17 protein-coding genes and 4 pseudogenes are annotated in these 20,300 nt (G+C 65.2%); 12 read left to right on the top strand and 9 right to left on the bottom strand.

The features are described 5' to 3' along the window. Positions 1 to 335: 335 nt before the first annotated feature. The 8 genes and pseudogenes from OKW27_RS36045 to OKW27_RS36010 all read left to right on the top strand — a co-directional run bounded on the left by OKW27_RS36045 (position 336) and on the right by OKW27_RS36010 (position 12,230). Positions 336 to 1,587, top strand: a pseudogene (locus tag OKW27_RS36045) (MFS transporter). A gap of 332 nt (positions 1,588 to 1,919) precedes the next feature. Beyond that, positions 1,920 to 2,783: a TetR/AcrR family transcriptional regulator gene (locus OKW27_RS36040; protein WP_429336255.1), complete on the top strand. Its 864-nt coding sequence runs from the start codon at positions 1,920 to 1,922 to the stop codon at positions 2,781 to 2,783. 213 nt (positions 2,784 to 2,996) lie between these two features. Next, the gene (locus tag OKW27_RS36035) at positions 2,997 to 5,495 is read left to right on the top strand and encodes an acyl-CoA dehydrogenase (RefSeq protein ID WP_429336254.1); all 2,499 of its coding nucleotides are present in this window, start codon (positions 2,997 to 2,999) and stop codon (positions 5,493 to 5,495) included. Between the two features lie 144 nt (positions 5,496 to 5,639). After that, a complete protein-coding gene (locus OKW27_RS36030; protein WP_429336253.1) occupies positions 5,640 to 7,064 on the top strand; it encodes a 3-oxoacyl-ACP reductase in 1,425 nt (474 codons plus the stop codon). Positions 7,065 to 7,078: 14 nt separating this feature from the next. Then, complete coding sequence (locus OKW27_RS36025; protein ID WP_090804158.1) at positions 7,079 to 8,011, top strand: MaoC/PaaZ C-terminal domain-containing protein; 933 nt, start codon at positions 7,079 to 7,081, stop codon at positions 8,009 to 8,011. A 59-nt stretch (positions 8,012 to 8,070) separates the two neighbouring features. Beyond that, positions 8,071 to 9,372, top strand: a complete 1,302-nt coding sequence (locus OKW27_RS36020; RefSeq protein WP_184066838.1) for an acetyl-CoA C-acetyltransferase — start codon at positions 8,071 to 8,073, stop codon at positions 9,370 to 9,372. 34 nt (positions 9,373 to 9,406) lie between these two features. Next, positions 9,407 to 11,194, top strand: coding sequence for an AMP-binding protein (locus OKW27_RS36015; RefSeq protein WP_429336252.1), 1,788 nt, complete (start codon positions 9,407 to 9,409; stop codon positions 11,192 to 11,194). Between the two features lie 97 nt (positions 11,195 to 11,291). Continuing rightward, entirely contained in the window at positions 11,292 to 12,230 is a 939-nt protein-coding gene (locus OKW27_RS36010; RefSeq protein ID WP_429336251.1) for a DUF1571 domain-containing protein, read from the top strand. Here the strand turns inward: OKW27_RS36010 and OKW27_RS36005 are convergent. The 4 genes and pseudogenes from OKW27_RS36005 to OKW27_RS35990 all read right to left on the bottom strand — a co-directional run bounded on the left by OKW27_RS36005 (position 12,227) and on the right by OKW27_RS35990 (position 14,721). Next, the gene (locus tag OKW27_RS36005; protein ID WP_184029836.1) at positions 12,227 to 12,655 is read right to left on the bottom strand and encodes a hypothetical protein; all 429 of its coding nucleotides are present in this window, start codon (positions 12,653 to 12,655) and stop codon (positions 12,227 to 12,229) included. The genes OKW27_RS36010 and OKW27_RS36005 overlap by 4 nt on opposite strands. Positions 12,656 to 12,715: 60 nt before the next feature. Beyond that, the gene (locus OKW27_RS36000) at positions 12,716 to 14,293 is read right to left on the bottom strand and encodes an FAD-binding oxidoreductase (protein WP_429336250.1); all 1,578 of its coding nucleotides are present in this window, start codon (positions 14,291 to 14,293) and stop codon (positions 12,716 to 12,718) included. 143 nt (positions 14,294 to 14,436) lie between these two features. Next, positions 14,437 to 14,536, bottom strand: a pseudogene (locus tag OKW27_RS35995) (RNA polymerase sigma factor); the annotation flags it as partial. Between the two features lie 47 nt (positions 14,537 to 14,583). Continuing rightward, positions 14,584 to 14,721, bottom strand: a complete 138-nt coding sequence (locus OKW27_RS35990) for a hypothetical protein (protein WP_167368637.1) — start codon at positions 14,719 to 14,721, stop codon at positions 14,584 to 14,586. A gap of 439 nt (positions 14,722 to 15,160) precedes the next feature. On the opposite strand from OKW27_RS35990, the gene hfq reads away from it, so the two are divergent. After that, a complete protein-coding gene (hfq, locus tag OKW27_RS35985; protein ID WP_429336249.1) occupies positions 15,161 to 15,646 on the top strand; it encodes an RNA chaperone Hfq in 486 nt (161 codons plus the stop codon). Between the two features lie 30 nt (positions 15,647 to 15,676). Here hfq and OKW27_RS35980 read toward each other — a convergent pair. After that, positions 15,677 to 15,904: pseudogene (locus OKW27_RS35980) on the bottom strand (hypothetical protein). A gap of 195 nt (positions 15,905 to 16,099) precedes the next feature. On the opposite strand from OKW27_RS35980, the gene OKW27_RS35975 reads away from it, so the two are divergent. Then, entirely contained in the window at positions 16,100 to 16,291 is a 192-nt protein-coding gene (locus OKW27_RS35975; protein WP_090805694.1) for a hypothetical protein, read from the top strand. Positions 16,292 to 16,532: 241 nt separating this feature from the next. On the opposite strand, the gene OKW27_RS35970 is transcribed toward OKW27_RS35975, so the two are convergent. Together OKW27_RS35970 and OKW27_RS35965 are read right to left on the bottom strand one after the other, a co-directional pair. Further along, positions 16,533 to 17,249 (bottom strand): DUF2968 domain-containing protein, encoded by a 717-nt coding sequence (locus tag OKW27_RS35970; RefSeq protein WP_429336248.1) that lies wholly within the window; start codon positions 17,247 to 17,249, stop codon positions 16,533 to 16,535. Between the two features lie 107 nt (positions 17,250 to 17,356). Continuing rightward, positions 17,357 to 17,623 carry a hypothetical protein gene (locus OKW27_RS35965; RefSeq protein WP_429336247.1) on the bottom strand — a complete coding sequence of 89 codons (267 nt, stop codon included), beginning with the start codon at positions 17,621 to 17,623 and terminating at the stop codon, positions 17,357 to 17,359. On the opposite strand from OKW27_RS35965, the pseudogene OKW27_RS35960 reads away from it, so the two are divergent. Continuing rightward, positions 17,544 to 17,741: pseudogene (locus tag OKW27_RS35960) on the top strand (ShlB/FhaC/HecB family hemolysin secretion/activation protein); the annotation flags it as partial. The gene OKW27_RS35965 and the pseudogene OKW27_RS35960 sit on opposite strands and share 80 nt — an antisense overlap. A gap of 201 nt (positions 17,742 to 17,942) precedes the next feature. Next, entirely contained in the window at positions 17,943 to 18,428 is a 486-nt protein-coding gene (locus tag OKW27_RS35955; RefSeq protein WP_090804143.1) for a DUF2147 domain-containing protein, read from the top strand. A 159-nt stretch (positions 18,429 to 18,587) separates the two neighbouring features. On the opposite strand, the gene OKW27_RS35950 is transcribed toward OKW27_RS35955, so the two are convergent. Both OKW27_RS35950 and zapE read right to left on the bottom strand, forming a co-directional pair. Continuing rightward, a complete protein-coding gene (locus OKW27_RS35950) occupies positions 18,588 to 19,046 on the bottom strand; it encodes a transposase (RefSeq protein ID WP_429336246.1) in 459 nt (152 codons plus the stop codon). 99 nt (positions 19,047 to 19,145) lie between these two features. After that, on the bottom strand, positions 19,146 to 20,243 hold the full coding sequence (zapE, locus tag OKW27_RS35945; RefSeq protein ID WP_090804139.1) for a cell division protein ZapE: 1,098 nt from the start codon (positions 20,241 to 20,243) through the stop codon (positions 19,146 to 19,148). Positions 20,244 to 20,300 lie beyond the last annotated feature (57 nt).

The raw sequence follows: 20,300 nt of genomic DNA, 5'->3' as shown, positions 1-20,300 counted from the left end.
GAAGGTTCGATGCGGCGCGCGGACCGGCACGGGCCGCCCCGTCAAAACGCCATTGCCATAAACTTCATAAAAAATGGGCGCTGGGAAATCCCGATAAACATTACAAAATACAAACATGGATCGAACCGGCAATTACATTTTTCCGACATTGAACATGCACTACGAATTCAGCACGAATATTGCTCTCCGGATTAACACGGAGAAAACCGGCTTCAACCATGCAGACGTTTAATGCTCGGCGTACACTCGCCGGGAAGCGCTTGCCATAAGGCGCAAGGGCTACGGTGCCGTCCGCGATCAAAACGCGGTTTTGTGGAGACTGAGGAGAACAATCAATGAGCTGGACTCGGGAACAGAGAAACGTCACGATCGCCGCCTATCTAGGCTGGACCCTCGACGCATTCGATTTCTTTCTGATGGTGTTCGTATTGAAAGATATCGCGCAGGAATTCAATACGGACATTCCTTCGGTCACAGTCGCGATCATGCTGACCTTGATGATGCGCCCGCTCGGCGCATTGATTTTCGGCTGGCTCGCCGACAAATACGGCCGCCGTCCGACACTGATGATCAACATCGCGTGCTTCTCCCCTGCTCGAACTGCTGTCCGGTCTGTCGCCGAACCTGATGACGCTGCTCGTGCTGCGCGCGCTGTTCGGTATCGCGATGGGCGGCGAATGGGGTGTCGGCGGCGCGCTGACCATGGAAACCGTGCCGACGAAGTCGCGCGGTATCGTGTCGGGTCTTCTGCAAGCCGGTTATCCGAGTGGCTACCTGCTCGCGTCGATCGTGTTCGGCCTGTTCTATCAATACATCGGCTGGCGCGGCATGTTCTTCGTCGGCGTGCTGCCCGCGCTGCTCGTGCTGTACATTCGCGCGCACGTGCCGGAGTCGCCCGCGTTCAAGACGCTCGAGAAGAAGGTCCGTCCTGGCCTCGTCGCGACGCTCAAGCTGAACGTCGGTCTGTCGATGTACGCGATCATCCTGATGACCGCCTTCAACTTCTTCTCGCACGGCTCGCAGGATCTGTATCCGACCTTCCTGCGCGTACAGCGCCAGTTCGACGCGCACACGGTGTCGTGGATCACGATCACGCTGAACATCGGCGCGATCTGCGGGGGTCTGTTCTTCGGCTGGGCGTCGGAGAAGATCGGTCGCAAGCGCGCGATTTTCATCGCCGCGTTGATCGCGCTGCCGGTGCTGCCGCTGTGGGCCTTCTCGACCACGCCGATGCTGCTCGCGCTCGGCGCGTTCCTGATGCAGATCTCGGTGCAAGGCGCCTGGGGCGTGATTCCGGTGCACCTGAACGAAATCTCGCCCGATGAAATCCGCGCGACCTTCCCCGGCCTCGTGTATCAGCTCGGCAATCTGATCGCGTCGGTCAACGGTCCGCTGCAAGCGAAAATCGCCGAAGTGCACGGCAACAACTACGCGCTCGTGCTGGCGATCGTGGTCGGCATCGTCGCGATCCTGATCTGCGCGCTGATTCCGTTCAGTCGCGAGCGCCGCGGCATCGACATGACGCAGTCCGCGCGTGAAGTCGTCGGCGCGGGCTCGACGGGTAGCGCGGTCGGAGGACGAGTTTAAGAGCTTGAGGCTTTCGAACCAGACGGCTAGCCAATGTGCGTCAACGCGTGGGAGCCGGGTCAACCCGGTCGTCGAGCGCAAGGCCAGATTACATCGCAACACGACACGAGGCCGTTCCGATTCGTTCGGAACGGTCTTTTTATTTTCCGCGCGGCATGACGCGCCGCGCTTCGCCAGCATGGCTCCCCGACAGGTCTTCTAGAGGAGTTCGTCGAGCCCGTCCCTTGATCGCACCGACCATCCTTTCTTATCCTAAAAAAACGGTCGTTTCAAATATCGATTTGAATCGCGTGTTTGCGAGCCGGCAGCCCCGGCAACTGGGAGACGGCAACATGGCAGTTCGCACACCCGGCCGGCAGGCCGGCGATACGAAGTCACGCATTCTCGACGCCGCGGAGACGCTGTTCATCGAATCCGGCTATGAGGCGATGTCGCTGCGCCAGATCACTTCGCGCGCCGAAGTCAATCTCGCGGCGGTCAACTATCACTTCGGCAGCAAGGAATCGCTGATTCACTCGATGCTGTCGCGCCGGCTCGATCAGTTGAACCGGGAGCGCCTGAAGCTGCTCGACCGTTTCGACGTCATGCTCGGCGCGCGCCTGACCTGCGAGCACGTGCTCGGCGCGATGTTCATTCCGGCGCTGCGTCTGTCGCGCGATCCGCGTGTCGGCGGCAAAGCGTTTCTGCGCCTGCTCGGGCGCGCCTACACCGATCCCTCGTCGTTCATCCGCGACTTTCTGAACGCGCATTACGAAGCGGTGGCGATGCGCTTCTTCGACGCGTTCCAGCGCGCGCTGCCGCATCTGCCGCGCGAGGAGCTCGGCTGGCGCTTGCATTTCGCGATCGGCGCGCTGTCGGGGGTGCTCGCCGGCACCGATACCGACAGCCTGATTGCCGAGTTCTCGCAAGGTAAGTCGATGAACGATCTGCAGCCCATCGCGCGCCTGGCGTCGCTGATGGTCTCCGCGCTGAAGGCGCCGCTGCCGGACGGCACGCAACTGGCCGCGTTCGGCGCCGTGCTCGGCGATGCGACCGACGGCGGCGTGGACGGCACGTTCGCCAGTGCGCAAGAACATACCAGCGGCGAGGCGGCCGCGTGCGCAGTGGCACGCGACACGTTCGACAGCAACAGCCGCGGCGGCACTATGGAAGCGGCGCCGGCAAGCTATCAGCATGGGCTGCACGGCACCGCCTGACGACGTCTCACGGCGTCATCACTCGACGTAACCACCACACGTCGTACATGGAACCCGATCGAGCTCGCTTACCCGAGCAGTACAAGCAGTACATCTACGTTGCGCAGCTGCGCCGTGCCCGTCAGTCGAATCGGTAAGACACGGTAACGCCCGACGCAAGTGCGCGACTCGCAGCTGGCCCGGCGATTGCGTCACCACAGAGGAGGAAACGTCATGCCGTGGTTCATCCTGGCGCTCGTCATCGCCGCATCCGCTCTCGTCTACGTTCAGGCCCGCGCCTCATGGTGGCTCGCGGCGCTGATCGTCTGGGTCGCGGCCGCGCTCGTGAGCGGCGCGGCCGGCCCGCTGCTGACGACACTGCTCGCGATCGTGTTCGTACTCCCCGCCCTCGTGCTGACGATCAAACCGCTGCGCCGCGCATGGCTCGCGAAACCGGTGCTCGACACGTTCCGCAAGATCCTGCCGCAGATGTCGCCGACCGAGCGCGACGCGATCGAGGCGGGCACGGTCTGGTGGGACGCCGAGCTGTTCTCGGGCCGCCCGCACTGGGACACGCTGCTCGGCTATGGCCCGGCCATGCTCAGCGCCGAAGAGCAGACGTTCCTCGACATCGAATGCGAGCAGCTGTGCGACCTCGCGAACGACTGGGAAACCACGATGGTCTGGCAGGACCTGTCGCCGCCAACGTGGCAGTTCATCAAGCAGCACGGCTTTCTCGGCATGATCATTCCGAAGCAGTACGGCGGCAAGCAGTTCTCCGCGTACGCGCATTCGCAGGTGATCATGAAGCTCGCGACGCGCTGCTCGGCCGCGGCCGTGTCGGTGATGGTGCCGAACTCGCTCGGCCCGGCCGAGTTGCTGATGCACTACGGCACCGACGCGCAAAAGAACTACTATCTGCCGCGTCTCGCGCGCGGCGAGGAAATCCCCTGCTTCGCGCTGACGAGCCCGTATGCCGGGTCCGACGCCGCCGCGATTCCCGATGTCGGCGTCGTCTGCCAGGGCCTGCACGAAGGCCGCGAGACGCTCGGCTTTCGCGTCACGTGGGACAAGCGCTACATCACGCTCGGGCCGATCGCGACCGTACTCGGCCTCGCGTTCCGCGCGCTCGACCCCGACCATCTGCTCGGCGCGAACGACGAACCCGGCATCACCTGCGCGCTGATTCCGACCGACCACCCTGGCGTCGACATCGGCCGCCGTCACTGGCCGTTGAACGCGGTGTTCCAGAACGGCCCGAACTCGGGCAAGGACGTGTTCGTTCCGCTCGACTGGGTGATCGGCGGACGCGCCCAGGTCGGCAACGGCTGGCGCATGCTGATGGAGTGTCTGGCGGCGGGCCGCGCGATCTCGCTGCCGTCGTCGAACGTCGGGATGGCGAAGATCGCCGTGCGCGGCACCGGCGCATATGCCGCGATTCGGCGCCAGTTCCGCACCGCCGTCGGCAAGTTCGAGGGCGTGCAGGAAGCGCTCGGCCGCATGGGCGGCAACCTGTACGTGATGGACGCCGCGCGCCGCCTGTCCGCGCAGGCGGTCGACCTCGGCGAAAAGCCCTCCGTCATTTCGGCGATCGCCAAATATCACATCACCGAGCGCGCGCGCATGGTCATCAACGACGGCATGGACGTCGTCGCCGGCAAGGGTATTTGCATGGGGCCGTCGAACTTTCTGGCGCGCGCGTATCAGCAAATGCCGATCTCGATCACCGTCGAAGGCGCGAACATTCTGACGCGCTGTCTGATCATCTTCGGCCAGGGCGCGATTCGCTGCCATCCGTACGTGTTGAAGGAAATGACGGCGACGCGCGAGCCCGATCGCGCGAAAGCCTTGCGCGAGTTCGACGCGGCGTTCTTCGGCCACCTGAATTTCACGGTGTCGAACGTGGTGCGCAGTGCCGTGTATGGGCTGAGCGGCGGCGCGCTGATCGCGAAGCCGCGCCGCGCGTATGCGCCGCTCCATGCGTACTATCGCGCGGCGACGCGTCTGTCGGCCGTGTTCGCGTTGCTCGCCGACGTGTCGATGTTGGTGCTCGGCGGCGATCTGAAGCGTCGCGAACGCATCTCGGGACGCCTCGGGGACGTGCTGTCGCAACTGTTCCTGATCTCGGCGACGCTGAAGCGTTTCGAGGACGAGGGCCGACAGCACGACGACCTGCCGCTCGTGCGGTGGGGCGTCGAGGATGCGCTGTACAAGGCGCAGCACGCGCTCGACGGCGTGCTCGCGAACTACCCGAACCGGGTCGCCGCGACGCTCGTGCGTGTGCTCGCATTCCCGTTCGGCCTGCCGCATCGCGAGCCGTCGGACCGGCTCGGCAGCGAGATCGCCGAACTGATGCAAACGCCCGGCGCCGCGCGCGAGCGACTCGTCGCCGACTCGTACGTGCCGCACCCCGACGTCGATGCGCTCGGCTATGGCGAGCTCGCGTTCGCGCTCAATCCGCAGTTCACGCAAATCGAGCAGAAGCTGCACGAGGCGGTGAAGCAGGGTCTGCTCGAACCGCTGCCGCAAAGCCTGCCGCAGTTCGCCGCATGGACCGATGCGGCGCAACGCCAGGGCCTCGTCGACGCGGACGAGCGGCGCGTGCTCGACGACTACGCGCGCTACGGCGCGCAGGTCGTCAAGGTCGACGATTTCCCGGCCGACTTCGACCTGCTCGCGAGCTTGCAACAGCGCAAGCAGGCGCTCGAAAAGGCGCTGGAACTGCTGGCCTGATGCGCGCGCTCACGCAGAAAAAACTACCGACCCAGCGCGGCAAACCGTACCGGAGTCACGCAACTCAAGGCACACTGACACACGTCCGGCGCCCCTGAAAATCACGGGGCTGCCTGCGGCGCGTCCAGCGGAGCAACCGATAACATGAACGACTCCTACCTGAAGTTCGTCAACTCGCCGTTCGGCGGCCGTCTCGCGCGCTCGCTCGGGCTGCCGAAGCCCGAGGTGCTGCGGCGCTATCGCGCGGACCGGCCCGAGTTCGACGGACTGATCGCGATCGGCGCGGGCCGCGAGCCGCGCCTGTTCGACGCGCTCGCGAGTCTGATCGCCACCCTCGGCATGACGAGCGTCGCGCACGAAAGCGCCGGGCTGTGGGTGCCGCTCGCCCATCGCCACGGCCTGATGACCGGCCGCTTCGAGCCGGCCGAAGCCGGTGCGCCGGGCAAGCTTGCCGCGTTGATGTTCGACGCGAGCGGTATCGACGACAGCAGCCTGCTCGAACCGCTGCACGGCTTTTTCCACGACACGCTGCGCTCGCTCGGCAAGTGTGGACGCATCGTCGTGCTGGGCCGGCCGCCCGAGGCCTGCGCGAGCCCGCGTCAGTGGACTGCCCAGCGCGCGCTCGAAGGGCTCGTGCGCTCGCTCGGTAAGGAAGCGCGGCGCGGCATCGCCGCGAATCTCGTGTACGTGGCGGAAGGCGCTGAAAACGCCATCGAGGCGACGCTGCGCTTTTTCCTGTCGCCGCGCTCGGCCTATGTGTCCGGTCAGGTGGTGCGGATCGCGGCACATGGCGCGCCGCCGCACGACGCGCCCGCGTTCGACTGGCTCGACTGGCGCCACCCGCTCGCCGGTCGGCGTGCGCTGGTCACGGGCGCGGCACGCGGCATCGGCGCGGCGATCGCGAGCGTGCTCGCGGCCGAGGGCGCGCATGTGATCGGCCTCGACATTCCGTCCGCGCGCGACGCGCTCGATGCGACGATGCGGCAGCTGAACGGCAGCCCGCTCGCGTTCGACATCGCCGCGCCCGAAGCGCCCGCGCAGATCGCCGCCGCGCTCGACGAGCTCGGCGTCGACATCGTCGTGCACAACGCCGGCATCACGAAGGACAAGACCATCGCGAAGATGACAGACGCCGTCTGGCAAAGCGTGATCGACATCAACCTGAGCGCGCAGGAACGCATCGACGACGCGCTGCTCGCGGGCGGCATCTTGCGCGACGGCGGGCGCATCGTCGCAGTGTCGTCGATCGGCGGCATCGCGGGCAATGCCGGCCAGACCAACTACGCCACGTCCAAGGCTGGCGTGATCGGCCGGGTGCAGAGCATGGCGCCGCCACTGCGCGCGCGCGGCATCACGATCAACGCGGTCGCGCCCGGCTTCATCGAAACGCAGATGACCGCGAAGATTCCGCTCGCGATCCGCGAGGCCGGCCGCCGCATGAACTCGATGAGCCAGGGCGGCCAGCCCGTCGACGTCGCGCAGACCATCGCGTGGCTCGCGCATCCGGGCTCGGCCGGCGTGACGGGCCAGGTCGTGCGCGTGTGCGGTCAAAGCCTGATTGGCGCCTGAACGGGAGCATGGGTATGGACGAACCGCGTGATCCGTTCGGCAGCCGTCAGCTCGCTCCCGCGCCGGGCGACGGCGCGCGGCCGAAAACCGTCGTCATCGAAACGCTGCCCGCGCCGGCAAAGCTGTACGGGCGCGCGCTGACGGGCATCGTCAAGCGCGGCCGCGACACGCGGCTGCCGCCGTTGCGGCTCGTGCGCCCCGCCGTCGTGCTCGAGCCCGGCCCCGTGTGGCGCTATGCGCGCGTGTGCGGCTTCATTCCCGAGCACGGCGTGCCGCTGACCTACCCGCACCTGCTCGCGTTTCCGCTGCATCTGCTGATGCTGACCGACCCCGCGTTTCCGTGGCCCGCGCTCGGTCTCGTGCATCTGGCCAATCACGTGCGGCTGCGCCGCCCGCTCGCCTACAAGGACCTGCTGCGCATCGAGGTCGAATTCGGCGCGCTGCTGCGTCACGACAAGGGCCAGGCGTTCGTCGTGCATACGCGTATCTATCGGCGCGGCGAGGCGGTGTGGGACGGCGACAGCATCTACCTGAAGCGCGCGGTGCCGGCGCTCGGCCATCCGCTCGAAGCGTTGACGCTCGGCCCCGATGCGCTGCAACGGATCGCGCGGTGGCAGCTCGCGCCGCAACTGGGCCGCGACTACGCGAGCGCGTCCGGCGACTACAACCCGATCCACATCAGCGCGCTGTCGGCGAAGGCGTTCGGCTTTCCGCGCGCGATCGCGCATGGCATGTGGACGCTCGCGCGCGCGGCGTCGTCGCTGCAGCCGCCGAAGCCGCTCGCCGAAGCAACGCTCAGCGCCGAGTTCAAGGTGCCGATGCTGCTGCCGGGCGAAGCGTCGCTGTGGAGCGCATCGCCTTCGCTGATCGAGCGCGATCTCGAGGTGCGCGATATCGCCGGGGAAAAGCCGCATTTGCGCGGGCGCATGCAGTGGCGGCTGCTGTGAACCGCGAGCGCGCCGTTCGCATCGACCAATAATCTGGGAACGACCCAAAGGAGCCGAGCATGTCCCACCCGCAACCTGCCGTGCGCCGCGTCGCCGTCATCGGGGGCAACCGGATTCCGTTTGCCCGCTCGAACACCGCGTACGCGAGCGCATCGAATCAGGACATGCTGAGCTTCACGCTGCAAGGGCTGATCGATCGCTATGACCTGCACGGCGTGCGTCTCGGCGAAGTCGCGGCGGGCGCCGTCATCAAGCATTCGCGCGACTTCAACCTGACGCGCGAGTCCGTGCTGTCCACCACGCTCGCGAAGGAAACGCCCGCCTACGACGTGCAGCAGGCCTGCGGCACCGGCCTCGAAGCCGCGATCCTCGTCGCCAACAAGATCGCGCTCGGGCAGATCGACGCAGGCATCGCGGGCGGCGTCGATACCACGTCCGACGCGCCGATCGGCGTCAACGAGCGCATGCGCAAGATCCTGCTCGAAGCGAATCGCGGCAAGAGTACCGGTCAGCGTCTCGCCGCGCTCAGCAGGCTGCGGCCCGGCATGTTGTTCAAGCCGCTGTTGCCGCGCAACGGCGAGCCCCGCACGGGGCTGTCGATGGGCGAGCATTGCGAGCTGATGGCCAAGCGCTGGAACATCTCGCGCGAGGCGCAGGACGTGCTCGCGTACGAGAGCCATCGCAAGCTCGCCGATGCGTACGCGCGCGGCTTCGTCAACGATCTGATGACGCCGTACAAAGGCCTCGCGCGCGACAACAACCTGCGCGCCGACCTGTCGCTCGAAAGGCTTGCGAACCTGAAGCCCGTATTCGACCGCGACGCGGGCACGCTGACCGCCGGCAACTCGACGCCGCTGACCGATGGCGCATCCGCGGTACTGCTCGCGAGCGAAGCGTGGGCGGCCGAGCGCGGCTTGCCCGTGCTCGCGTATCTGAGCTGGTCGGAAACCGCGGCGGTCGACTTTTTCGACCAGCAGGAAGGCCTTCTGATGGCGCCCGCCTATGCGGTGCCGCGCATGCTCGCGCGCGCCGGCCTCACGTTGCAGGACTTCGATTTCTACGAAATCCACGAAGCGTTCGCGGCTCAGGTGTTGTGCACGCTCGCGGCATGGCAGGATGACGAATATTGCCGCACGCAGCTTGGCCTCGCCGGCGCGCTCGGTGCGATCGACCGCACCAGGCTCAACGTGAACGGCGGTTCGCTCGCGACCGGCCATCCGTTTGCGGCGACGGGCGGACGTATCGTCGCCGCGCTCGCGAAGATGCTGGCGCAACTCGACAAGCCGGCCGGCAGCGCACGCGGGCTGATCTCGATCTGCGCGGCGGGCGGCCAGGGGGTCGTCGCGATTCTGGAACGCTAGGGCAGCGCATACCAACATTTTCAGGAGGCAATCGATGACCGAGCCCACCCAAGCCCCGCTGCACATGCCGGACGCAGGCGGCACGCCTCGTCAAAACCCGGTGCCCCACCCCGCTCCGAACACCGACGGCATCTGGTACGCGTCCTATCCGGACGTCGTGCCGCGCGACATCGACGTCACGCAATACGAGTCGATCGATCAGTTCTTCGACGAAGGCATCGCACAGTTCCGCGAGCGCGTCGCGTACGTGAGCGTCGGCGCGAACCTGACGTACGGTGAACTGGGCCGCAAGGCGAGCGCGTTCGCGGCGTACCTGCAAAGCATCGGCGTGGAGCCGGGCGAGCGCGTCGCAATCATGCTGCCGAACACGTTCCAGTATCCGGTCGCGCTGTTCGGCACCATCAAGGCGGGGGCGGTGGTCGTCAACGTGAATCCGCTCTACACGGTGCGCGAACTCGCGCACCAGCTAAAGGACAGCGGCGCGCAGACGATCGTCGTGTTCGAGAACTTCGCGAAGACGCTCGAAGATGCATTGCCCGGCACCAAGGTGCGCAACGTGATCGTGACCGGGCTCGGCGATCTGCTCGCCGACGGCGCGAACCTGAAGGGACACCTGCTCAATTTCATGCTGCGTCACGTGAAAAAGATGGTGCCCCCTTACAAGCTGCCGCAGGCGGTGCCGCTCCTGAAAGCGCTTTCGGCCGGTTATGCACGGCCGCATACACCGGTGCGCGCGACCCACGAAGACATCGCGTTCCTGCAATACACGGGCGGCACGACCGGCGTCGCGAAAGGCGCGATGCTCACGCACCGGAACATCCTCGCCAATCTGTTGCAGGCGAAGGCGTGGGCCGCGGGGCAGCTGTCCGGCGAGGGCGAAACGGTGCTCACGCCGCTGCCGCTTTATCACATCTACTCGCTGACCGTGAATGCGCTGATCTTCATGGGGCTCGGCGGGCGCAACATCCTGATCGCGAATCCGCGCGACATGAAGCGCGTGATGATGATCATCCGTCACGAAAAATTCACCGGCATGACCGCGGTCAACACGCTCTATAACGCGTTCCTCGACAACGAGGAATTCTGTCGGCGCGACTTCTCGGACCTGAAGCTCGCGATGGCGGGCGGCATGGCGACGCAGAAAGCCGTCGCCGAGCGCTTCAAGGCGGTGACGGGCAAGCCGATCATCGAGGGCTACGGACTCACCGAGTGCTCGCCGATCGTCTCGATGAATCCGGTCGATCTGACCAATCTGCGCGACTTCGAGGGCTCGATCGGCTTGCCCGCGCCGTCCACGCAGGTGCGCTTCAGGAAAGACGACGGCAGCTGGGCCAATATCGGCGAGGCGGGCGAGCTGTGCGTGAAGGGCCCGCAGGTCATGAAGGGCTACTGGAACCGCCCCGACGAAACCGCGAAGGTGATCGACGACGACGGCTGGCTCGCGACCGGCGACATCGGCGTGATGGACTCGCGCGGCTTTATCCGTCTGATCGATCGCAAGAAGGACATGATCCTCGTGTCGGGCTTCAACGTGTATCCGAACGAAATCGAGGACGTGATCGCCGCGCATCCGGACGTGCGCGAAGTCGCCGCGATCGGCGTGTCCGACCCCGCGCAGGGCGAGCGCGTGAAGGTGTTCATCGTGCGGCGCACGCCGACACTGACCGCCGAGCAGGTGATTGCGTACTGCCGCAAGAATCTGACTGGCTACAAGGTGCCGAAGCTCGTCGAGTTCCGCGACGAGCTGCCGCAAACCAACGTCGGCAAAATTCTGCGCCGTGCGTTGCGCGACGAGGAACTCGCGAAACAGAAGTCCGCCTGACGGGAATAAGCGTTGCTTCAAAGCGTTATTGCTTCGTTGCTTCGCGTTATTGCCTTGCATGTTGCATGAGCGGCCGCGTCACTTTCTGGAGAAATTCATGAAGCACCGCATGTCCGCCCGTTCGCATCGCCGGCGACAGCGCTTGCTGGGTGCGCTGCTCGTCGCGCTCGGCCTGCTGTCGGTGCCGACGGCCTTCGCGCAGAACGACGATCGCCCGCCCCCGCTCGACACCGCGAGCGCCGTCAAGCCGCCCACCACGCCGGCCGCGCAGGTCGGCATGCTGACGCTCGACCAGCAGGTCAAATGGCTGCGCGCCGCGCAGCAAAGCGGCACGCTCGAAAAGCTCGACGACGCGCAACTGGTCGCGCTGTTCCAGTCGCTCGATCCGCTCGCGCTGCCGCGCTATATCAAGGAAGGACCGAACGACTACCCGTCCTACGAGTTCACGATGTCGCGCTCCGAGCGCATTCGCGGCATATGGCCCGACAAGCCCGATCACATGCTGGTGCGCGTCGCGCACGACCCGCTGCGCATCTACGCGAAGTGGCTGGCCGACGGCGCGCACGCGGGCCAGGAAATCATCTACGACGAATCGAAACGTAGCGACGAAACCTACGGCCACCTCGGCGGCATCATGAACGTGATGCCGTTGTGGACGTCGCTGACCGGCGCGCTCGCACGCTCGCAATCGAATCACAGCGTGCGCGATCTCGGCACCGAGTACGTTGCCGATCAATACCTGAGTGAAGGAAAAAAATACACCGAGGCCGGCTTGCCACGTTCGGTGCAGATCGAAGTGAAGACCATCGACGGTGTGCGCGTCGTCGCGTTCACGTTCGAAACACCGGTCGGCCAACCACAGTTCTACGCGAAAAAGGAAACGCTCGGGCTCGATCTGCGTCATCCGTTCTTTCGCAGCGTCCAGTCTTACGACAACGACGGCAAGATTTTCGAGCAGATCGTGTTCGAGAGCATCACGCCGAGGACATTCGACGATTCGACCTTCGATCCGAAGAACAAGGACTACAAGTTCTAGCGCGCGCTGCGCGGCGTCAGCGCGAAGGCCACGTGGGCGGGTTGCGCATCCAGTCCCTCGCGCGCTTCGTGACGATGCTCGACGAAGCGTCCCGTGCGAAGCGCGAGGTGTTGCAGGACGAAGTAATCGGACGCGCGCGTGAAGCCGATCAGCGCGGGCATCGCGTGCGGGGTCCGCCCAACGTCGAGCAGTGGCGCAAGTGTGGTGAACCAGAGCGCGCCCGCATCGTCGCCGGTTTCGAAGGTCGGCAACCGAAGATGCGCGGCATAGCGTGCGAACGACGCGCCGCATTCGAGCGTCGAGTCGACGATCGCGAACGCGCGCGCATCGTCAGCGCACGCGGCGGCTTGCGCGAGCCACGGCCATGCGCCGCCCGCGGCCGTCGCGAGGCATGCACCGGTGAGCATGAAAGTGCGTCGATCCATTGGCGTGTACGTTCCGTTCTGTTTGCGCTTCGGTCTGCCGTGCGTGTCCGCACGCGTCGTTCACGTGTACCCCCGCCGGTCACGCCATGCCGCCGGCCAGATGCCCTGCTTGCCCGGCGCGAGAATGCCGTTCGGATCGAGCGCATCCTTCAGCGTTTCGGCGAAGCGCAGCGACGCACCGTCGTTGAAGCTGTATTGCGCGGCCGCGAAATCCATGTACGCGAGATGCGCGCGATATTCGCCGTAGCCGGCCGCGCGCGCGTCGCTCATCAGCGAGCGCAGCAGCGCGCCGGCCTGCTCCACCTGATTCGCGTCGTCGCGATCGAAAATCGCCGCGAAAATATGATGCAGATGCCGCGCGCCCGCGGTGAAGCCACCGTAGTAGTCGAAGCCGTATTCGGCGGCGCGCGCTTTCACCATCGTGTACTGGCGCATCGCGTCGCGCCCGGTCGCCGGACAGATCGGCGCGAAGTCGACGTGCGCGCCCGCGCCGCCGCGCCAGTCGAGCATGCGAAACGCGGTCATCGCGGGAATGCCGGCCATGTTGCGATCGCCGCCGCCAGTCGGCTGAGCATCGCCCGCATAGCGCGCCGCCGTGAGCCGCGCCTCCGGCACCCGCGCGAACGCGCGCTCGATCAGCGCGTAGCGCGCATCGATCAACTCGGGCGTGCCGTACAGCGCGAAATGCAGGTTCCAGTGCCCGACGCCGAGTTTGTCGAGCATCGCCTGCACCGCGCTCCCGGGCATCGCGCCCGCGCCGTCGTACCACTGCCGGCGTGGCGACAGGCTCGCCGCGCGCCGCAATCCGCCCTCGATCACCGCGTGATTGCGGATCGTGCCGTCGAGCCGCAACGGCCGCAGAATTTCGACGATCTCCTCCAGATCGGCCTCGCGACGAAACTGGATTTCGCCGAGCAGATACGCGGGCGGCGCGGGCATCAGCCACACGCCGAGCTTCGTCACGATGCCGTAGTTCGACTGCATGAACATCGCATCGAACGACGGCCCGTAGCCCGGCTGATACAGCTGCCACGCGGTGCCGATCTCGACGCCGCCCATGCCGGTGCGCAGCACGTCGCCGTTGGCGAGCACGACCTCCATCCCGCATTGGGCCGCCGCGTGATCGCCGTAGTCGGTATAGCCGAAGCCGCGCTCCAGCGTGTTGCCGACCACGCTGCCCCAGCCGGCAGCCGGTGGATCGACCCACAGCTTGTAGCCCTTGTCGCGCAGATGCGCGTACAGATCGAAATAGCTGACGCCCGGTTCGACCAGCGCATAGGCGAGCGTTTCGTTGACTTCGAGGATGCGGTTCATGCGCTGCAAGTCGAGCACGACCGAGCCGCTGAGACGCGGCGCCGCGCCGCCGTACGCGAAGTTGCGCCCGGTCGACACGGTCCACAGCGGAATCCGGTACTGATTGGCGATGCGCAGCACCGCACGGATTTCATCGACCGACGCGGGCAGCAGCGCGGCGCTCGCGACAAACGCCCCCGGCTCACCAGGAGCGAACGGATCGACATAGGCGGCGAGGTCGGCGTCGGAACGCAGCACGTGCGCTTCACCGACGATCGCGCGCCAGCCGGCGAGCGCCCGGTCGAACTGTGCGGCGGACAGGTTGGGCGGCAGCGTCTGGGGCAAGGCGTCTCCTTGTCGGTCGGGCAATCCGCGGGTGCAGTCGCGCGGGCAGCTATGCGTGCGTCGCCGCTAACGGCCTTGACGACACGCTACCGCCTGCTACTGCTGCCACGTCTCAGGCTTACCACCGAGCTCGCTGCACACGTCGATCGCGACGGCGCGCTTTCGTCGTCGACGGCGATCTCGCGGCGCCCGCGCAGCTGGTCGATGTACAGATGCCGCAGGATCCGTCAGCAGCCACGCGATCACTTCCGCTTCGAATGTCACCCGGCGTGCCAGGCCCGGTCGCGGCGTTAGTAGCCGCCGCCGCTGCTGTTGCTGTTGTTGCTCGAACCCGACGCGGCGTTGTCGGTATCGGCCGCGTGCGCGAGGGAGCCGCACGCGAGCGCGAGCAGGACGAAGAGCGCTGACAGAATACGGGATGCTTTCATGGTGAGCCTCCTGGCAGATGCCCGGCACGCGATCGACCGACCGGCGCGGCGGGCGGCAGGCCGCGGAATGCGGTACTGCCATACTGGACTTAACGCCGCGATCGCGTTGTTTATTCCATCACCGTCGTGGCGCTGTTTCGCTGCGCTGTTTCTCCGGGCTTTTTCGCGGCGCTTCGACGCCGCCGCCGTGGTCGCGCAACATGCCCCTATGTTCTTCCTTTTCCGCCATCCATGCCGGCAATGCCTGGAGAGACCGGAAGTAGACGACATTGACCAGCAGATTCGTAACTCAACGTTACAGTCCCGCGTTATCGGATGCTTATGTGCTCACAAGCCGTTATAGTGGACAAAGTTCGCCCCCGTCGACGCGTTCTGCCCCCGCATAGGGTAGAAAGGGTAAAATCGCGGCGAACCACCGTCTACCTAACCTGAATTGTCCATGGCTTCCGCAGAATCGCATCCGCAAAACGACTTCATGAACGCTGCGCGCAAGGAACGAAAGCGCGTCGAAATATATCTGGTCAACGGCATCCGCCTGACCGGATGCATCGAGTCGTTCGATCAGTACCTGGTGATGCTGCGCACGCCGGTTGGCCTGCAAGGCATCTACAAGCGCGCGATCTCCACGATCCAGCTCGACACCGGCACGCGGCCCGCGCCGCGCACCGGCCGAACGTCGCATGGCGAACATGGCGCGCGCGGTCCGCATGGTTCGCGCGAACATCGCGAGCCGCGCGAAGGGCGTGAATCGTACGGCACGCCGTCGGCGGAACGCGCGCCGAGCGAGCGCAGCGGCAACTCCGAAGGTCCGGTGGTCGTCACGCGGCGGCGGCGTCTGTTCGGCAACGGCGGCGAAAGCGGCAATCATGGCGGCAACCACGGCGGCAACCACGGCGGCGGCAGCCCCGGCGGCAATCAGGAATAAATACGAAGAAGCTGTAGCGGCCGCGCCTCGCTACTCCGTGGACGGACCGAGGCGCCGCAGAATTTTCTCCAGTTGGGTCAGCTGACGCTCGGTCAGCTCGAATCTCCCCTTGACCGCCAGCACGCGGCGCCGCCAGTAGCCGGCGTCGAACAGGTGCAGCGCCGGTTGCCGCGTCGCTCAATCCAGGTGTTCCAGTTCGGCTTCCACGACGTGGGCTGCGTGCACTCGTCGCGAGCCCGCCGGCTTTTTCCCGTTCATCAGGTTCGCTGTGTGATGGATCGATGGAGGTGTCGTTCGCGGCTCAAGCGCGGCTCGAGCGCGGCCGGGACACTCGGAGAACGAATCGAGATGCCGGCCGGCTTTAAACGACGCGCCTGCGCCATCTGGCGGTCGTTCGCCGATAGCCGCGATGCGCTATGCTGAATGATTGACCCTCTACCGATGGAGCGCGCCATGACCAGCAAAAACCAGCATGCCTCCCGACCGGCGCGCACGCGCCGGACGCCCCCGACGTCCGCCGATACGCGGCTCGACGAAGCGCTGATGGAAAGCTTTCCCGCCAGCGATCCGATCGCCGTCGACGTGACGCAGCCGCCTCGCGAACGGATGCGCAAAACGCAAGCGGATACGCGCAAGCGGCATTGAAGTCGCGCCGTCTTGCGTCGTACGACGGCGGCGCACAACGACGCGGCAACGAGCCGTCAGGGCTCGCGAAAAATGCCGAGTGCAAATGCCGAAAAGCCCGGCGGTAAAAGTGCGATGCGCGGGCTGGCGGGGTGTGGAAAGCACCGATCAAATATAACCACGGTAACGCCCGCGGACGAGCCGGACGGCGCACCGATTTCCGCGCCGTCCCGCCACTCCACCCAGGCTCACGCCGTCGTGCTCAATGCACCGGCAAGCCGCTATTGAGCTGACGCTGCAGGTCGCGCACCTGGCGCTGCGCGACGCGCAACTGATCCTGCGCGACGGCCTTCTGCTGCGCCAGTTCGGTCGCCTCGGCGCGCTTCTGCTCCTGCTGGCTCGCGACGATGCTTTGCTGCTGACGCGCGACGTCGAGGTCGGCCTGCAGCCGGCTCGCGCGTTCCTGCGACAGCGCGACCATGCGCTGCGTGAACGCCTTCTGCGCTTCGAGTTGCGTACGGCGGATCTCGATGTCCGACAGTTGCATCGTCTGCCGCGCGAAATCCTTGTAGATCAGCTCGGCGCGCGCGGCGTCCTGCGACTTGATCACGCGCCAGAAGTTTTTCTGCTGGAACAGCGCGACGTAGTAGGTCATCTCCTTGCCGTAGAACAGCAGGCTCGCGCCATAGCTGCCGTTATACGTGGTGCGCAATTCGCTCAGATCCGGGCCGTGGATCATCTGCTGCAATTCAGCCACGTTCCCGGTGGCGGATTGCCGGTTTTCGTCCGGCGTCAGTGCAGTGGTTTCCGCCTGGCCGGCCTGCGAGGTGTCGGGCAACGCACTCGTCGTACCCGGCTGGGACACGACCGTACCGCTCGCACCACTGTTCTGCAGAGCCTGTGCATTCGCGCCCTGAAGGGCCCCCAATACGATGCATGCGGCCAGAGCAATCTCTCGTAGCTTCGACTTTCGGTCCATGTGATACCTGTTGAACAGATTTTGTTTTAGTAGAAAACGGGGAATTATTACTCACTTTGGCGGGTTTCGGGCTCTTCGTCGAAAATATGGTACTTGCGCGTTTGCTTCTATAACAGGCACAAACGTAGTCCCGCCTCACCGGCGCGGCGGTAGACGACGATCCGTTCGATTCCCTGCCGCTGATCGAGGCGCCCCACCGCGATCCGAACCTGACCGTGCAGGTCGACGGCGGGAAGTCGATTTCGTTCGACGAAGTCGCGCCACGCTTCGCACCGCTCGTCGGCGAGGACATGCCATGAGCCGGGCGATGCGTCGGGCGATTCCGGCTGGGGCGCAACGGTCGAGGCCGACCGGCCGATCACGCTCGGCTTCACATATGCGCACTGCTACAGCCTCGATGTGTCCGTCGGAAAAGCGGTCGGTGATGCGCCGGTGGAGAGCGCATCGCATAGTCCGCGCATCAACGCGAGGTTCTGCTACCAGCTGAATTGACACGCTTCAGAAGTGCCGCGAGCGGATTAGAAGCTCCACTATCAAACGACGCATGCACTTTCGCGTATTCTGCGCTGACGATGCAAACGGCACACCGCTGGCACCGTTGCGCATCGCGAGGGCCGGTACCGTACATCCGACCACGATGCCCATAACGCCGCGCGACCATGATCGCGCCGTCTCATATCAAGGAGGAAGGCAATGACGCAATTCACTCGACGCGCCGGCGCGCTTGCGCTGCGCACCGCCCGTCACGCCGCGCTCGCCGGCGCCCTGCTCGCCAGCGCCGTGACCGCCATGGCGCAGACCGATACACCGATCGGCACGTGGCAAACCATCGACGATCACACGGGCCAGCCGAAGGCGCTCGTGCAGATCGCACAAGACAGCAATGGCGAACTGAACGGCAAGGTTATCAAGGGTCTCGGCGCGAACGACCAGCCGGATCGCCGTTGCACCGAATGCACCGACGCGCGCAAGGATCAACCGGTCCTCGGCATGACCATCATCAACAGCATGAAGAAGGATGGCGACGCGTGGGATCACGGCCAGATTCTCGATCCTGAAAACGGCAAGGTCTACAAATGCAAGATGCATCTCGAGGACGGCGGCAACAAGCTCGTGGTGCGTGGCTACATTGGGGTCGCGCTGCTTGGCCGCTCGCAAACGTGGATACGGCAGCAATGAGGGTCGACGTGCGGCGCATGCGTGGCGCCAAACACGTCGCCTGAATGTGCGCATGATGCTGCAACGATGCGCGCTCGGCACCCGGAGGTGCGACATAAAAAACAGCCGGCGATCAAGAATCGCGCGGCCGTTTTCATTGGGGCAAGCTGTTTGCGATGGTCATGCTGCCTGCTTGAGCGGTGCAGCGTAAGCGATCGGCGACGCCGGCACCGACGTGGCCGGTACCGGATCGTATACGGCGGCCGGAACACGAAACGCCGCGGGCACGCGCTTGGACGCGGCGCGCTTGTGCTGCACGCTCGCGTGCGTGCGCATACGCGCTTCCATCAATCTGCAGAAATCTTCGCTCGCGGTGTCGAGCAGTTGCTCCGTGACGTGCTTGAGCACGCCCGATTCGTACCACGACTTGAAGCGGCGATGACAGGTCTGATATGGCGGGTAGCGGCGCGGCATTTTGGACCAGGTGGCGCCGCTATACATGACCCAAAGCACGCCGTTGAGCACCGAGCGGGTATCGGCAAGTGGACGGCCACGCATTTCGGTACGCGGCCGGAGTTCGGGCAGCAGTGGCGCAACGCGCTGCCATTCTTCATCGGTGATTTCGCGATACGGGTTCATGCTTCCTCCTTTGTCAGAACAACGACAAAAGATAGCCAGTCATCCGTGCGCGGAATATCAGACCACTCCGAATCCTGAAAATATGTCGTGCGCGGTAGCTCAGGTTAGGGACGTGTCGACGATCCGGCGCGGCGTGTCGAGATACTCCTTCGACTGCATCTCGACGATGCGCGACACCGTACGCGTGAATTCATTAGCCATCGGACCGTCGACGTACAACTGCTCCGGCGGCACCGCAGCCGACATCAACAGCTTGACCTTGTGGTCGTAGAACACGTCGATGAGCCACGTGAAGCGGCGCGCTTCCGACGCCATGCGCACCGACATCTGCGGCACGTCCGACAGGATCACCGCGTGAAAGCGGGTCGCGAGTTCGAGGTAGTCGTTCTGCGAGCGCGGGCCCCCGCACAGCGTCGCGAAGTCGAACCAGACCACGCCGTCCGCGCGGCGCAGCGCCTTCAGCTCGCGCTTCTCGATATGCAGCAGCGGGCTTTCGTCGGGCACCGCGGCGAGGCGCGCGAAGGCGTCGCGCAGCGCCTTGCCGGCGGCGGCGTCCAGTGGCGTGTGATAGACCTCCACCTGCGCGAGCGTGCGCTGGCGATAATCGATCCCCGCATCGACGTTGATCACGTCGAGCTTCTGCTTGATCAGTTCGATCGCGGGCAGCATGCGGTCGCGATGCAGGCCGTCCGGGTACAGCGTGTCGGGCGCGTAGTTTGACGTCATCACGAACTGCACGCCGTTCTCGAACAGCTTGTCGAGCAGGCGATACAGGATCATCGCGTCGGCGATATCCGAGACGTGGAATTCGTCGAAACAGATCAGCCGATAGCGCTTCGCAATGCGCCGCGCGAGTTCGTCGAGCGGATCGGCCCGGCCTTTGAGTTCTTCGAGTTCGCGATGCACTTCGCGCATGAACTCGTGGAAGTGCAGACGGGTTTTGCGATGCAACGGCACGATCATGTAGAAGCTGTCCATCAGGAAGCTCTTGCCGCGGCCCACGCCGCCCCACATGTACACGCCGCGCGGCAGATCGGGGTGAATGATCAGCTTCCTGAACGCGTTCGAGCGGCGCGACTTGTATGCGACCCACTCTTCATAGCACCGCTGCAGGCGGTCGACCGCCGCGCGCTGCGCCGGATCGGATTGATAACCGCGCGTCTGCAGTTCTTTTTCGTAGTATTCGGTGACGTTCATCGTGTTGCTGCAAAAAGAAAGGCGGGAGGGATTGAACCCCGCCCGCCTTTGGTGATG

It is taken from the genome of Paraburkholderia sp. 35.1, assembly GCF_050436525.1.
GTDB lineage: Bacteria > Pseudomonadota > Gammaproteobacteria > Burkholderiales > Burkholderiaceae > Paraburkholderia > Paraburkholderia tuberum.
The sequence above is the reverse complement of the archived record's forward strand: the minus strand, read 5'-3'. Positions and strand labels throughout refer to the sequence as shown.

What these genes read in the sequence shown, in the direction of transcription:
- OKW27_RS36040 (WP_429336255.1), top strand. Translation starts at nt 1,920, where the DNA reads ATGGCAGTTCGCACACCCGGCCGGCAGGCCGGCGATACGAAGTCACGC.
- OKW27_RS36035 (WP_429336254.1), top strand. Translation starts at nt 2,997, where the DNA reads ATGCCGTGGTTCATCCTGGCGCTCGTCATCGCCGCATCCGCTCTCGTC.
- OKW27_RS36030 (WP_429336253.1), top strand. Translation starts at nt 5,640, where the DNA reads ATGAACGACTCCTACCTGAAGTTCGTCAACTCGCCGTTCGGCGGCCGT.
- OKW27_RS36025 (WP_090804158.1), top strand. Translation starts at nt 7,079, where the DNA reads ATGGACGAACCGCGTGATCCGTTCGGCAGCCGTCAGCTCGCTCCCGCG.
- OKW27_RS36020 (WP_184066838.1), top strand. Translation starts at nt 8,071, where the DNA reads ATGTCCCACCCGCAACCTGCCGTGCGCCGCGTCGCCGTCATCGGGGGC.
- OKW27_RS36015 (WP_429336252.1), top strand. Translation starts at nt 9,407, where the DNA reads ATGACCGAGCCCACCCAAGCCCCGCTGCACATGCCGGACGCAGGCGGC.
- OKW27_RS36010 (WP_429336251.1), top strand. Translation starts at nt 11,292, where the DNA reads ATGAAGCACCGCATGTCCGCCCGTTCGCATCGCCGGCGACAGCGCTTG.
- OKW27_RS36005 (WP_184029836.1), bottom strand. Translation starts at nt 12,655, where the DNA reads ATGGATCGACGCACTTTCATGCTCACCGGTGCATGCCTCGCGACGGCC.
- OKW27_RS35990 (WP_167368637.1), bottom strand. Translation starts at nt 14,721, where the DNA reads ATGAAAGCATCCCGTATTCTGTCAGCGCTCTTCGTCCTGCTCGCGCTC.
- hfq (WP_429336249.1), top strand. Translation starts at nt 15,161, where the DNA reads ATGGCTTCCGCAGAATCGCATCCGCAAAACGACTTCATGAACGCTGCG.
- OKW27_RS35975 (WP_090805694.1), top strand. Translation starts at nt 16,100, where the DNA reads ATGACCAGCAAAAACCAGCATGCCTCCCGACCGGCGCGCACGCGCCGG.
- OKW27_RS35970 (WP_429336248.1), bottom strand. Translation starts at nt 17,249, where the DNA reads ATGGACCGAAAGTCGAAGCTACGAGAGATTGCTCTGGCCGCATGCATC.
- OKW27_RS35955 (WP_090804143.1), top strand. Translation starts at nt 17,943, where the DNA reads ATGACGCAATTCACTCGACGCGCCGGCGCGCTTGCGCTGCGCACCGCC.
- OKW27_RS35950 (WP_429336246.1), bottom strand. Translation starts at nt 19,046, where the DNA reads ATGAACCCGTATCGCGAAATCACCGATGAAGAATGGCAGCGCGTTGCG.
- zapE (WP_090804139.1), bottom strand. Translation starts at nt 20,243, where the DNA reads ATGAACGTCACCGAATACTACGAAAAAGAACTGCAGACGCGCGGTTAT.